Origin of the sequence: Bacillus sp. FJAT-29790, from assembly GCF_019039215.1 — a bacterium.
In the GTDB taxonomy this organism is placed as follows: domain Bacteria; phylum Bacillota; class Bacilli; order Bacillales; family Cytobacillaceae; genus Cytobacillus.
The window spans coordinates 1-14,933 of the sequence record NZ_JAHNZZ010000003.1; the positions used below are offsets into that span (position 1 = coordinate 1).

Below are 14,933 nucleotides of genomic sequence, written 5' to 3' on the forward strand. Positions count from 1 at the left end.
AGCTCGAAAATAAAAATTTAAACGTTGACGTTTTTGTTCGTTCAGTTTTCAAAGAGCAAGACATCCAATTAATCCGTGTCGCCCCGAAGCGACTTTATTAATTTACCACATATCCTCAATCTTAGTCAATAACTTTTTCGAAAAACTTTTTTCATGATTTAAGTTATTCGGTGAGGACGAGATTTAATATATCATGTTCTAAAAGTGTTTGCAATATAATTTTGCAAAATAAGTTTATTTTATTTTAAATATAAAAAGATCCTTTGATTAAATAAGCGAACCTTTAACTCAGACATTCGTTAAGTCGTGTCTTAGTCATCCATGAGCTAGAAGTTTGGGACATAACCAACCTGTTAGGACAAACCTTCCTCTGGCTCGTTTTAAACTTGTTGCTTATAGGCGGGGCGACCTTCATTTCTCGAATAGAATCTACCATCATCAACTTTTCTTGAGTATTGCGGTGAATAAATTCACCAGCCTGCTCGAAGAACGGAATACCATTCGAAGACTAGAACCTTCTATAATATAAGCCCATTATATGAAACATCGAATCCCTTCAAAAATACTCCACATATCCACATGTTTATCCACAGTAATTTCATTTAAACGACATAATTCGTCAGAGTTTTACACAGGGTTGTTGATATTTTCATTCGTTTTATCCACAATAAAAACTTTTAGGTTAGTTAATAACATTCTGTTTCTGAATTACGCAGTTTATTTAGCATAGTATTTATTTTTACTTCATAAAAATCTATTAACTCGAACTTAAATGGAAGGTGTTTATATGCTAGAGAATTTTGCGTTATATATATCATTAATCACGGCAATATTATTATTCGCTTATTCGTATGTTGAAGGACTAAGAATAGCGAATTCAGAAGGAAAGGTACATGGAGGTACATTTATCCTTTCAGTTACTGCCGCATTTCTTTTCTCGGGTTTTACTTATGTTTTTATTTAAAAAAGAAATCCCCCTGTATAGTTTAAAATGTCCTTTACAAAGGGTACATTTTAAGTTCGCAGGAGGATTTCTTTTTTAAGCTTACTTAATTTCAATAATATCTCACGAATCTCTTTCATTTTTCACAGCAAATTCTTCACATTGCCTCCATCTATTGTGAAATTGTTTTGTTCTTCAATTCCTTCATTCGAACTCTTCGTTCATCAAGTAAGAATAGAGACACACCACCAATTACAACAACTCCCCCAAGCAACTGAGTCCAGACTACATACTCTTGTAAAAGAAAATACGCTAAAAGAGCTGCACCGATCGGCTCAAATAGAATCGCCATTGAAATGGTGGAGGTGCTAAGCCATTTTATCGACCAATTAAATAAAGTGTGGCCCAGTAATGTTGGAACAAGGGCAAGAAGGATAAAATAAACCCAATCACTCGTTCCATAAGGAATTAACGGTTCCTGCATAATAAGTACATATATAAATAGTGTGATTGTGCTGATGCTATATACAACAAATGTGTAGGTAACTAGTGATAATCTTTTTCTGACTGTTTGCCCAAACATTAGATACGCTGTAATTAACGCACAAGCAATTAAGGCCAAAATATCTCCAAATAAAGCAGAGCCGCTAATCTGAAAATCTCCCCAGCTGATAATCACACTTCCGAAAATGGCTATCAACCCGCTTAGAATTGCTTTCCATGAGAATTTTTCTTTGAAGAAAAAATAGGTTCCTAGAAAGGCAAACAACGGCTGAAGAGTTACCAGAACAGTAGAACTTGCTACAGATGTGTAATTTAAAGATTCAAACCAGAGAATAAAGTGAAATGCGAGGAAAACCCCAGCAACAATAGAGAAGATCCAGTCCCGCTTTGTAATAGAACGGAGCTCTGGAACATACTTTATTAGAAATACAGGCAACATGAATAAGACGGAAAAAAACAACCGATAAAAAGCAATAACTCCAGATGGAGCAGTTGATACCTTTACAAGTATAGCTGACGTTGACACCGAAATGACGCCAATGGCAAGTGCTGCATAAGGATTTATTTTTGTGTCTGACATGTATGCATTCTCCTTGTTTCGTAATACGATATTTAAGTGTACACACCATTTTACTACGAAAGTAGCTCTTTTTTCTATTCTTAAATAGTTTTCTTAAAATTAGATCTTGCCGAATATTTCAGGTAAACAAATATATAAATAAGTCTCAACGTCAATAAGTAACATAAAGCATTGTTATGTTAAAATAACAGAAACTATTTTTATGCAGATAAAGAGACTAAGAACAGTTCTTTTTTCAAATCTATTTTTCCAATCTTACCTTCGGATTGAACCAACTTCTTTTCTCCAAAACAATAACATGATAAGTGGGAGATGAAATGAATAATTTAGAAATGGAAATAATAATGAAACTTGGAATTTCCGCCGTACTCGGCCTCGTTATCGGCATCGAACGTGAGCTGAAAAGAAAGCCTGTAGGATTAAAGACTAGCCTTGTTATCTCAATTGTCAGCTGTCTATTAACGATCGTATCGATCGAGTCTGCATACACGTTTCCAGGGAAAGAAGATATTAATATAACGATGGATCCCCTGCGTTTAGCAGCACAGATCGTTTCAGGGATAGGATTTTTAGGTGCAGGTGTTATTTTAAGAAGGGGTAATGACAGTATTTCAGGTCTTACTACTGCCGCTTTAATTTGGGGAGCTGCGGGAATCGGAATTGCAGTTGGGGCCGGCTTCTATATCGAAGCAATGGCGGGCGTAGCATTGTTAATTATTAGTGTCGAAGTCGTTCCATTTTTAATGGGGGTAATTGGACCAAAACAGCTGAGAGAGAAAGAAGTTAACTTGCAGCTTAAAGTAAATAATAAAGAAAATATAGCTGACATCATCTCAGCCATCAAAGAATTAAATATTTCAATCCGGCGTGTCCGTATTAAGGACTTAGAAGACGGACAACATCTCATTCAATTAATCGTATCTGTCGATAATAAAAAAAGTATCACTGACGTCTATTACAGCGTTTCCAAATTGAAAGGCATTAAAAGCGTTGAAATTGAAAGCCAATAGCTCACCCACAATTTTTAATTTTTTAGCTTTTTTCTAATTTACTCTTGAATAAACTCCCGGTTGTGTATATAATATTTCTTGTACCCATTAACTGGGGAATTAGCTCAGCTGGGAGAGCGCTACGCTGGCAGCGTAGAGGTCAGGGGTTCGAGCCCCCTATTCTCCATACTTGGAACCCTTAGAGCCACATAGGTTCTAGGGGTTTTTTTATTTTTATCTTCACATGGAAATGAAGCTATTAATCCTCATTGGTGCCATTTTAGTGCCGAAAAGTTATTTTGCGGATGACAGTAAGTTATCAATCTGCTTTACTGCCTCCTCCTGCATGGTAGGCAATACATGGGAATATACATCGAGAGTAACCTTTATATTGCTATGACCAAGCCGCTCGGAAATAACCTTTACGTTCACCCCCTTAGACAAAAGCAGTGTTGCATGCGTATGTCTTAAGGCATGGAATTTTATTTCAGGAATATTTGCTTGTGATATTAAGCGGCGAAAGGTTCTTCTTAGGTTAGCTGGGTTTAATGGTGTCCCATGCTCCGTGCATACTACCAAATCATGATCCTCATAGCCCCCACCCTTTGATAACTTCTCCTTCGCTATCATAGCTCTATGCCTTTTAAGTAAGACAATTGTTTCAGAAGTTAGTGCTACAGTTCGGTTACTAGACTTCGTTTTTCCGCCCACTAAAAACCCTTTTCCATCATGTTTAAGAGTCTGCTTGATACATAAGGACTGATCAATAAAATCAATATCTTTCCAACATACTCCTAAAATTTCTCCTTGCCTCATCCCTGTTGAAATAGCTAAATAAAAAGCCATGAAGTAACGATTATTCTTAGCCACTTCAAAAAACTTCTTTATTTCCTCTTCACCCCAAACTTCCATTTCTTTTTTCGGGTCTTTTGGAAGTTTTATCTTTTCAGCTACATTCTTAGGGATAATATCCAAGTCTTTAGCATGTGCAAGTGAGTTACGAATAACCTCGAATATCTTTTTCACTGTTGCACTTGCTAATCCTTCCTCTTTAAGGCTATTAATATACTTTTGTATATACATAGCGTTGATTTTTGAAAGCGAAAAATGCCCAAGTGAAGGGATGATTCTGCTGTTCAGGATATTCTCATACACTACTACAGTTTGCTCCCCTATACTATTCCGTTTACCTTTAAACCATTCTAATAGATAGTCTTTATACAACATATTCGATGGTTCAACATAACTTCCATGGGATACTTCCGTTTCAATTTGTGCAAGTGCTAATTCAGCTTCCCGCTTTGTTTTAAAACCGCTCTTTTTCTTCCTCTTACGGTTCCCTGTCACAGGATTTATTCCTACTTCTGCAACATAATACCATGATGCATTACCTTTTTTTACATAACCCATAGGTAACATCCTCCTTAGAAAGATGTCCTCTAAAGGTATAACAAGCTTCTATATCAAAAATGTAGCAAAAATAGCTCAAAATAACAATCATTTACTTAATCCCCTTTTCATTTTTAGTTGGTATATCCGCTATATACGCATTTAAAGATAGGGAGTTAAGTAAGGCTTTTTGTAAAATCTTGTGAGCCGAGAATGGTAAAAAAACGGCTCAAAATATAACAATATATGAAACTAGCATTAACTGAGAAAATCGGTATCATACATTAATATCTTTTTCAAATAATGTTTTATTGCTATAAGCAAAGCTGCTCTAAACTTTAGAACACGCATTTTATGTCAGATAATATTTGAAAATATTTATCTACATTGGATGTTATGGGTTTTCATAATAGTCAATAAGCAAGAAATAAAAATCCATGGTTTCCTAAATTTTTTTTATTCCCCCCCCGGTGCCTACGAATTCAACTATTGAAGCGGCATTGTGCGGGTGCTAGATGATACCTACGGGAAATTTTCCGTGAAAAGTGGTGCGGATTTTTGTTTAACTAACAATTGATTGTTACGTATATAGAGGAGTAACACAAACTTACATTGATGGGGAGATAAATAATGTCTAAAGAAAAAAATGAAAGCTCAGGTATTCCATACCAACTTGCAACTTTTGCTACAGGTAATGGAAGTATAAGAATGGTGGCAAATAGAGGATATGTTATTGCCCCACAAAAGATATTAAGATGCTACAGATTAAATGATATTGAAAAAATATTATTACTTGAAGTGATATCTTATATGGGAGTAAACAATTATGCTTTTCCAAGCCATAAACGTCTAGCTTTTAAGCTGGGTAAAAAAAGTACCGCATCAATAAAGAATGGATTAAAATCTCTTAAAGAAAAAGGTTTTATTCATTGGTCTAAAGGAGGGGGCGATCTAGGAACTAATCATTATAGACTTAGTGACCTATATTCAAATCCATACATTATTATGAGTGAATTTACTCATTTTTTTGTAGAAGAAATATTAGATGCTCATCGAGGTGAAATCTCGTATGAGGATATCTATTCAACTGTTCTACAAATAGTTGAAAAGACCAAAAGTATAGGAGATGCAGATGATCCTTATGGTATATGCATTGATTGGTTATTCAAAGATATTAACCTCAGAGACAGATTAGATATGTATTGGTTATTTGGGGATATCTTGATGTATAATATTTCATTGCGCTCAAATATATCAATTCAAATCGATACCTTTCATTTGGTTGATTAATATTTTGAAAAACATCACCCTGATATTGCTATCAATTATAAAAATGATCATCCTATTCATGAAGACTTGAAAAGCCCGTATTTTGAACAGCCTTTTGAAGTTAGAGCTACCGGAATAAGTGATGCTAAAATGGAGGTGCTTCGCAACTATTATGCCGAGGTCAGTGATCATCTGGACACATTGGATGAAAGGGAAATGTATAAAATCTTAATTGAAGAGATTATAATGTCTTGTCCATCCGCGCATTTAGGTAAAGAATTCAATGCATTTATGGAGACGACAGACCTAGACAGTCGTATTGATATGATAAAGGAGAAATTTCCTTCTCATTGGCTGAAAACCTTTATCCGTGGTTATTACCTAGAATTGAAGCAGTATGAATTAAGTAATATTTAAAAGTTCATATTGCAGGTTTTTTTTGTAGCCCCCCTTGGATACTATTCTGTCTAAGGGGGGTTCTTAAATTAACTATGCGGTAGCTAATATTCTGACTAGCTATGTATAACGTGATAGCTACAAATAATATAAGTATAATAATAAAAGGATATTATAAGTTCTTTTCTATAAGTCTCTCTCCATTTTTACAAAATGGAGGGCATGGAGAGGAGAAAACCTAAAGAAATACTTTCTCATAGAACATAATGTGTTTAGATTGTTTAGATTTGTTGTTTGTCTTAGGTTCACTTCCTTACCGCTACTCCTATAGTGATACGTGAAACGGATATAGCATACCAATGCAACAAATGGCAACAAGTATTCCTCTGGTGTGTTAGTGCCTAATAATGTATCACAAAAGAATCTTTCATTGGTGAAGGACGTGTAGTTTCCTGGGAATCGCAAATTACATGATTACGCAGACGAACGTATCTCGGATAAGCAGTTAGAAAATCATCTACAAGGCGGTTTTTTTTTACATGCGTCTGAACCGAGAAATGTGGGTGGGAAATCTACTCGGTGCTATGTGATTGACACTCGGGTAATTTAGAAGGTATTAGATATTTTCATAGAAGTTTTGGGAAAATGCGAGAGATTTTAATATTGTGAGTTGATATGAAAAAGCTGTAGTTCGTTTTATACAATAAATGTACTTACTGTCCATACATAACTATCGTATGCTATGCGTCAAATACTATAGATTTTTATTGTAAATACCCTAGCGTCGTTCTCCCTGCCGCATGTAATCTTAGAGGTGTGGTGCGTTCTAGTCTTTGGTAACGCACCAACACGCAACAAGAGCGGCCCCTCCTGGTAACAATTATTCGATATCCATCCATGCGATTAAAGATTCAATAACCGCCAAAGTGTTCAGCTCGTGTAACATCTACTGCTGCACAAACTTTAGCAAGGATTTCAATTCTAGCATACATTTCAAATATAGGTGTTGTGCAATTAAGCACAATAAGCTAATTCTTCTTGGCTTAAACCACGTTCTTTACGAAAGGAGCGAATTCTTCAGCCGCCTATTTTTACCAAATTTATTATTAAAATACAGAGGGATAGAAGCTGTGTTTACCCCAAATGTGAGTCGACACAGCCTTTATAGTATAGATAAATCATGATTAATCAATCATTGCCCTTCCAATCGATAAGTAGTTCGAGTAACCCTAGAATCGTACGTTGATCTATACTTGATCTATCTTCGAGTAAAGTGATAATTTGAGTGATTTCCAAACTATTTGTTTTTGGACCAGTTTGAGTATTGCTGAATAATTCTTCTAATGTAATTCCTAGTGCATTAGTAATTTTTAACAGGCTCTCAATTGTTGCATTTTTTTCCCCACGCTCCAATTGACCGATGTATGTGTTATGTAAGGAAGCATTATGTTGCTTGCCCTTGCTTCCCATTTTAGATGTGATGCATCGGAATAGCTTCCTGATTTGAATGGAAAAAGCATTTCTTTGAACATAAAAATCCTTAGCTTCCCATTCACTCAAACTGTTTTAGGGTGATGTGTGGTGCAGAGTAACCCTATAATGCGACAAACAGCATCAATTGGCTCCCTGGTGCACAATTAAACTATAGGAATTGTGGAAATAAAAGAATGGCTTACCCAAAAAGGATAAGCCATTCTTAGGTGGTTACTAAAAAAGTAACCTCCCTGCCCCCCAGCATTTTTAGTTTATATCATCAGAAAGCAACTGTCAATAATTGGTTATCTTGAATTTATATGTGAATTAATTGCTCATAATATCTATTATGGGCTATTTATCTTTCTTATTTATCTAGGCCTAATTAAGCAATTATAGTACATTCGAATAATGTTTATTATTAGCCGTGAGTGCTTTTTTGTTCAAATCCATTACGACGGATGATACGAACTTGCAAATTAATCCTCCTAAGGAAATCTTTCAACAGCATTAAAGTGGTGTTTATTTTTTAGGGTGAGGTATAAAATAAGCTCAACTAAAAGAAACTTGAGTATATAATAATATTCCATAAATGGTAAGATGAAGTAGGTGTATGTAAAAAGGCTTATATATTTTTAAAAATATTAGGGGACTGCTTTCATGTTAAAAAAATGGCTAAAGAAAAATAGTGAAGATTTTAAAACTTATAGTTTTTCAAAGGTTGAATTTATAGAAGCTACAAAGATTAGCGATGAATTAATGGATTACATTGGAAGTAGTTTATTGGAGGCTTTTAGAGATATAAATCTACTTAAAGATTCCTATAAGGATGAGCCCAAAGAAAGTTTAATTAGATATCTTAAAAACTATGCATTTTCAAATATAGAGGAACCAACTAGGGAACAAAACATAAGGAAAAATGTAAGGCAAGGTGATTTTGGAGAAACAATAGCTATGGAAGTGGTAAGAAAATTTGATAACTTTGATATTCCTATTTACAAAGTAAGATGGAAATTTAATAATAATAGATCTGTTTTTTGTACAGATATGATCTCCCATAACATTGGTAATACAATAACTGATTTAAGATACTATGAAATAAAGTCACGTGTAACTATGAAAAAGGAAAAAGTAAAAATAAAAGACGAAGATAAAAGTCATTATGTTGGAGTTGTTGCTCATCAGAGTCTACTTAAAGATGAACTCTCTCCTAATACAGAATCAATAGCAGACTTCCTGTTTAGATATTCTTATAACTTGGCTGTGGAATTTGAAAAACATGGAGTTGATATAGTGGCTCAAGAGTACTATGCAGCCGCTGCAAAATATTGTGATATTGTGAAGCATCCTGAGAAATATAATAGATCCTTTGAAATAATTATTATTGTAGAAAAATCTTTGTACAACGAGGATATATTAAAGGAGTTACATGATTTGCCAATTCAATTAAATCCTCTTGAAGTGAAGATAATACTAATAGACAATCTTAAAGATCTTTTTGAAAAAAGTTACGAACGTGCTATTGAAATAGCTGTAAAGAAGGTGTTCGAAGTTGAAGAAAATAGAATTCTATAAAAAGATCGAGGAAGATATTAAAGATTTATTAAGTGAGAGTGAGTCAGGGAGCTCATTCTTAAAAGATAAAGAGAAGTTAATTAACAATCGATTAGGAACAAATATTATTATGGAATTTGATGAGACTAGGTTATGGAGAAAGTCTTTATTCTTGTCAACTAACGCAATAATGTTGCTAAATTATGATTCTAAAAACACTCTTGCAAATAGGGCAATAAGGGAGTGTGCAGAATCTATGAAAATTTTTATAGATTAACAAAAGAGCTTGATAAAGAATATTGTGGGATTCTAGCGGCTCTTTGTTATGATATAGCAGGATACCAGGCAAATGCTTTATGTTTAATAAGAGAGATTCCAGACTATAAATTATTAGATACAAATAATATGCATAGTGATGTTATCCTTACAGACAATTATATTTTGGGAAACATTACAAAACTTTTAAATAAAAAATTATTCTATGCTTACGAAGAAGTAAAATTTGATACACAAAATGAGACTGATGGTAAAAGGTTATATAATAATGCAATGCATACATTTTATAATGCAGCTCTATACGGTATAGATAATGAATTCCTACCTATCATGAATGAGACTTATAATTATTTTTTACAACAAGGTAATACTCATATTTCCCATTTGCTTTTCCTTTTAATGCATAGATTAACAGCATTTAATAAAAGATCTATATGGAAAAAGCTTGAACAAGAGATCGATGTCAGTAAGCCACAATGGAGAAGTTATCTTAAACTATTAACTACTAACCCTTTTAAAGATAACGAAGTACAAAGTTCTAAAAATAGAATCTCATTATTTGAATTTTGGATGTCTCAAATTGAAGCAATAGATTCTGGGTATCTATCAAATAATCAAAATTATGTAATTCAAATGCCGACTAGTGCAGGGAAAACATTGATAGCAGAGTTAGCCATATTAAATGCACTTGTAAAATATCCTAATAAAAAGTGTATATATGTTGCTCCTTACAGGGCACTTGCAAATGAAAAAGAACAGGAATTATCAAAAACATTTTCGTTGCTAGGTTATTCTGTCACATCTTTAAATGGTAGTTATGAACTGGATGACTTACAAGTAGTTATTATGGACGAAGCAGACGTATTATTAGCTACTCCTGAGAAATTAGATATTCTATTTAGGGTAAGGCCAGAGTTTTTTGACGAACTATCCTTAGTCGTTATAGACGAGGGCCATATGATTGGTGACTTTTCTGAACGTTCTGCACTGCTAGAGTTTATATTGATTAAATTAAAGATGAAATTTCCTTATTTAAATACGCTGTTCATTTCAGCAGTACTGTCCGAACATAGTATATCAGAGCTATCTAGGTGGCTTAGTGGCAAAAGTGATAATGTTATTAGTTCTCCTATTATTGATGGTGTCTCTTGGGAGCCTACTCGAAGATTTATAAGTAAGTTTTACTGGGAAAACGAAATAGGAAAGTTGGAGTATATTAATCTACCTTTTAATGTTAATGGAAAAAATACCAAAAATATCCTTTATGTTCATAAGATTGGAAGTAGAAAATTTCCTAAGATGACTAATGGGGGTTATAACAAATCTCAGACTGCAGCTATAATCTCTTATAATTTATCAAATAGCGGTAGTACACTAATATTTTGTTCAAGACCAGATTGGTCTTACTCAGTTGCTTCTAGCTTATTTGAATATATAGAGTATTTGGATAGTAAAAATCAATCAATAATATCTTATTTCACATTAAATGAAAAAAGTAGTTCATATAAATTGGCGCTCAGATGGTATGGGGATGATTCTATCATAACTAAATGCCTAAAGAGAGGCATAGGAATCCACAATGGGATTATGTTTGAACCAGTAAAAAGAGCTGTTGAAGAGGACTATCGTAGTGGTGTTTTAAGAGTACTAGTATCTACAAATACAATTGGTCAAGGAATAAATTTCCCAATAAAAAACTTAATAATACATTCTTTAGTGATGAATCATACAAAAAAAGATTTTAAAGCTATTTCTGTCAGAGATTTTTGGAACATTATTGGTAGAACAGGCAGAGCAGGGTTAGAAACCGAAGGACAGGTTATCTTTCTTTCAAATGGTGATAAGGATAACGAAATATTTGAAAAATATATTAAGAAGGAAAACTTAGAGGATATAAAAAGTTATTTTACTGTTCTAATTGAGAAACTTGTTTCAAATAGAATAACTCAGGAATATTCGGGTCTTTTAGAAATTGGATCCGAGTCGCATTTAATTAATATACTAGCTGAGGAGTTATTTGAAGAAAAAGGTTTGGATGAAATAATTAATTTAGTGAGTGACAATAGTTTATTTAAGTTCCAGAGAAATTCAGAAGATGTAAAAGCCCTTGCAACAGAATTCAAGAATATAGCAAGTAACATAAATAGTAGAAAAACAAAGAATGAAATAGTGGCATTTTCAAAAACTGGGTTATCTTTAGCAAGTAATGAAATCATCTTGGAGTACATACAGGAGAATATTGATAATTTAAAAGTGATTGTAGAAAAAGATGATTATTTACAGCTTATTAAATTAATCTTTTCCTTTTTAGATGACCATTATTTAAGAGAAATGAATTCAAACCATACTATGAAGTTTAAAAATTTATCATTTGAAAAAAGCTTTAAGTTTATAGAAGCATGGATCAATGGATGTAAAATAAGTGACTTAAAACAGCATTGGGTTGACGCAGATAGTAAATATCGTCCAGGTTCTAATAGAATGGAATTATTTATACAAGAATGTTTATATTTTAGATACCCATGGGGTATAAGTGCTTTTATCACATTAATATCTTATAGGTTAGAAATGGACTGGGACAATATTCCTAAAAATATTAAAAGCCTATCTATGTTTTTAAGATACGGGGTAAGTTCTCAAAATGCTTGTATGGCGATGGCGCTTGGAATCAGGGATAGAGGGCTAGCAACAAAGTTATCTGAATCATTCTCATCACAGACAATGAGAGGGTTTATTTTAGCACTAATTAATTCAACAAAAGAAAGCTTAGAGAGAAAAGAATTCAATTCTCAGGAAATTGGGGAGATTATTCAAATAGGTTTAAAATTTAATTTGAAAAAATATTACAACAGAGGTAATAATAGTACATTTGTCTTTGAAGTAAGGGGAATTCGCTTTGATGAGTCTAGAAAATTAACATCAAAAGACATTATTAAATACCAGAATTTAAAATATAAAAGAGAAATAACTAATGAATATGATCCGTTTGCTATTGCTATTTACAATAATGATAAACAGGTTGGGTATGTACCTAGAGATGTTGCGAAAATAATTGCAACGGATATTGAATTGAATGATACTGTTTACAACATTAAAGTATTAAATGTTATCCCTTTTGGAAAGAAATCAACAGCATGGAATCGAATTAAAGTTATTATGAAGAAAGTGAAATAGTTTTTTATACGGACTAATAATAAGAATTATTACCTTATCATGTAAGAATTAAATCAACCGAGAGTAGTTGTTAAGAAATATTGAATAATAAATAACTTAAGCTTTCCCTATCTTAAAACCGCTTATAACACTGATTATGAGCGTTTTTTACGGTCAAATATTAACCTTGTAGAATATCTATTATGAGCTGTAGATTTTCCGAAGCAAAAAAATTTAAAAATAACAAACAAAAAACGGAATATTTGTTATTATTCCCTTTGGGGTATTTTGGTAATGTTGGCACCAAATAGATAATAATTAGCTAATTCAAATTGATAGGTTGAAAATGAATTACTTATTTTAAGAAAGAGGGGAAAATACCATCAATGTTAAAAATAAAACAACTATATATTCGGGGAATAAATGGTGTTGATGAGTTGTATCTTAGTTTTAATTCAGGCTTTAATTTTATTAGTGGTGCTAATGGTGTAGGGAAAACAACGATACTAGATTGCATTGCAAGTTCCTTTAACAGACATTCAAAAAATGTGAGAACAAATGTAAAGCATAATTATGGATTTTGGAATATTACAGTAGAAAAAGGCAATTACTCCCATTTTGAAGAATTTATTGTTGATAAATTTGTGGAAAATACAAACAAAAAAAGATTTGATAATACTATAAGATCTAAAGAAATTATAAACTTTTCTATCAATAGGACCAGTCACAATAAAATATATTACGGTAATCAGTTTGACTATATACAGAGCTGGTTTTATAAAAATTATTATGCTGAGAGTAGATTAACAGAAAAACAATATTATAATCTTAAAATTGCTCAAAAATGTTTTACAATGTTAGATCCAAATATATATTTTAGCAAAGTAGTAGTGAGAAAAGAAAATGATTCAACTAAAAACAACAGATTTAGATCTGTGCCTACATTTGCCGACATATATGTGGAATCCACTCATGGAGAGATTCCGTTAGAATATTTGTCTTCAGGATATAGATCGTGTCTAACTATATTGCTAGGAGTAATTAAACAGACAGAAGTTACGAGCTCAATTAATGATATTCACTCTTATGAAGGAGTGATACTAATAGACGAATTAGATTTACATTTACATCCAGAATGGCAGGCAAAACTAATTGACATATTAAGATGGTTAGTTCCTAACGCACAAATAATAGCAACTACACATAGTCCTCATATAATTCAAGTTGCTAATCCGAATGAAATTATCCCTCTTGGATATACAAATAAAGGGCAAGTATCAATTAGGAATGTAGCATCTAATGAGTATGGGTTCCAAGGATGGTCTGTTGAAGAAATTTTGATAGATGTAATGGGATTAAGAGACACCCATACTGAAGTTTACCATGAGACATTAAATGCATTCGATAAATCCTTGTCAAGTTTTGATAGTAGGAATGCTAAGATTTTATATAATCAAATTGATAAAATGCTTCATCCAGAAAATCACTTAAGAAAAGTATTGAAAATACAGATGGCATCTTTGGAGAGAATTAATAATGATTAAAATTAATAAAAAAGAATGTCCTGTAGAACTAACAGCTGATTTAAAAAGAATATTAACAGAAGAGTTTATTAAAACAGGAAAATCAGTTTGGAAAAAGCAATTTATTGAAAAAGCTCTTTTAGAAAGTTCATATAATAAGTGTTGCTACTGTGAATGTAAAATAGATAGAGAGTCAAAATACATGGAAGTTGAACATTTCCACGATAAGAATAGTAACCCACATTTGGTAGTTGAATGGGAGAATCTTTTACCAAGTTGCAAAAGGTGTAATGGCCATAAGTCTACATATAATACTGTTATCAATCCTTTTATTAATCCTGCAAAGATGAATCCCAAAGAACATCTTAGCATTTCTACATATAGATTTTATCCAAAGACATTGGCTGGTAAGAATACAATTGATCAATTAATGTTAAACGATCCAAAAAGATTAGTATTACCTAGATTTGAAATTACAGATGCTTTATTAACGCAAATTGATGAGTTATTTGAAAAAGCAGTAGAATATAACGATGGAACACGAAAGACAATTCAGAATAAAAATAAAATATTAGGTACTTTAGAAAATTTAATGTGCGAGGGATTGCCAGACTCTGAATACTCTGGAACAGTTGCAACAGAACTAATAAAGAATGTGAAATTCTTTAGAATAATTCATATAATAAAAATAGAGGGTCTTTGGAATGCTGATTTAGAGAACCTATTACAACAATTGGAAGGAAATGCACTGGATTTTGATAATAATTCAGCTAAGCAATTCATGGAGAGTGTAACCTAATATTAAATGTTTAACAGATTTGAGATTAAATATATTTTACTAAAATGTAAAAAGTTATATTTCTATAAATAGCTTATTCCTATAA

11 protein-coding genes and 1 tRNA gene are annotated in these 14,933 nt (G+C 32.6%); 9 read left to right on the forward strand and 3 right to left on the reverse strand.

Going from position 1 to position 14,933, the window contains the following annotated elements:
- Nucleotides 1-1,115 precede the first annotated feature (1,115 nt).
- On the reverse strand, nt 1,116-2,027 hold the full coding sequence (locus tag BGM26_RS16795; protein ID WP_217041233.1) for a DMT family transporter: 912 nt from the start codon (nt 2,025-2,027) through the stop codon (nt 1,116-1,118).
- Between the two features lie 317 nt (nt 2,028-2,344).
- Between BGM26_RS16795 and BGM26_RS16800 the strand changes: the two genes are divergently transcribed.
- The gene (locus tag BGM26_RS16800) at nt 2,345-3,037 is read left to right on the forward strand and encodes an MgtC/SapB family protein (RefSeq protein WP_217041236.1); all 693 of its coding nucleotides are present in this window, start codon (nt 2,345-2,347) and stop codon (nt 3,035-3,037) included.
- A 93-nt stretch (nt 3,038-3,130) separates the two neighbouring features.
- Nucleotides 3,131-3,203: transfer RNA gene (locus BGM26_RS16805), tRNA-Ala, on the forward strand.
- 107 nt (nt 3,204-3,310) lie between these two features.
- Here the strand turns inward: BGM26_RS16805 and BGM26_RS16810 are convergent.
- On the reverse strand, nt 3,311-4,426 hold the full coding sequence (locus tag BGM26_RS16810) for a site-specific integrase (protein WP_217041238.1): 1,116 nt from the start codon (nt 4,424-4,426) through the stop codon (nt 3,311-3,313).
- 609 nt (nt 4,427-5,035) lie between these two features.
- Here BGM26_RS16810 and BGM26_RS16815 point away from each other — a divergent pair.
- Both BGM26_RS16815 and BGM26_RS16820 read left to right on the forward strand, forming a co-directional pair.
- Nucleotides 5,036-5,695, forward strand: a complete 660-nt coding sequence (locus tag BGM26_RS16815; RefSeq protein WP_217041239.1) for a helix-turn-helix domain-containing protein — start codon at nt 5,036-5,038, stop codon at nt 5,693-5,695.
- Between the two features lie 129 nt (nt 5,696-5,824).
- Nucleotides 5,825-6,091 (forward strand): hypothetical protein, encoded by a 267-nt coding sequence (locus tag BGM26_RS16820; protein WP_217041241.1) that lies wholly within the window; start codon nt 5,825-5,827, stop codon nt 6,089-6,091.
- A gap of 1,167 nt (nt 6,092-7,258) precedes the next feature.
- Here BGM26_RS16820 and BGM26_RS16825 read toward each other — a convergent pair.
- The gene (locus BGM26_RS16825; RefSeq protein WP_217041243.1) at nt 7,259-7,630 is read right to left on the reverse strand and encodes a helix-turn-helix domain-containing protein; all 372 of its coding nucleotides are present in this window, start codon (nt 7,628-7,630) and stop codon (nt 7,259-7,261) included.
- A 573-nt stretch (nt 7,631-8,203) separates the two neighbouring features.
- Here BGM26_RS16825 and BGM26_RS16830 point away from each other — a divergent pair.
- The 5 genes from BGM26_RS16830 (at nt 8,204) to BGM26_RS16850 (ending at nt 14,848) form a co-directional block, all read left to right on the forward strand.
- Nucleotides 8,204-9,118 (forward strand): hypothetical protein, encoded by a 915-nt coding sequence (locus tag BGM26_RS16830; RefSeq protein WP_217041244.1) that lies wholly within the window; start codon nt 8,204-8,206, stop codon nt 9,116-9,118.
- Entirely contained in the window at nt 9,096-9,374 is a 279-nt protein-coding gene (locus BGM26_RS16835; protein ID WP_217041245.1) for a hypothetical protein, read from the forward strand. Before BGM26_RS16830 ends, BGM26_RS16835 begins: the two co-directional genes overlap by 23 nt.
- Nucleotides 9,341-12,547 carry a DEAD/DEAH box helicase gene (locus BGM26_RS16840; RefSeq protein ID WP_217041246.1) on the forward strand — a complete coding sequence of 1,069 codons (3,207 nt, stop codon included), beginning with the start codon at nt 9,341-9,343 and terminating at the stop codon, nt 12,545-12,547. Before BGM26_RS16835 ends, BGM26_RS16840 begins: the two co-directional genes overlap by 34 nt.
- A 365-nt stretch (nt 12,548-12,912) precedes the next feature.
- Nucleotides 12,913-14,070 (forward strand): AAA family ATPase, encoded by a 1,158-nt coding sequence (locus BGM26_RS16845; RefSeq protein WP_217041249.1) that lies wholly within the window; start codon nt 12,913-12,915, stop codon nt 14,068-14,070.
- On the forward strand, nt 14,063-14,848 hold the full coding sequence (locus tag BGM26_RS16850) for an HNH endonuclease family protein (RefSeq protein ID WP_217041250.1): 786 nt from the start codon (nt 14,063-14,065) through the stop codon (nt 14,846-14,848). The genes BGM26_RS16845 and BGM26_RS16850 overlap by 8 nt, the downstream gene beginning before the upstream one ends.
- Nucleotides 14,849-14,933 lie beyond the last annotated feature (85 nt).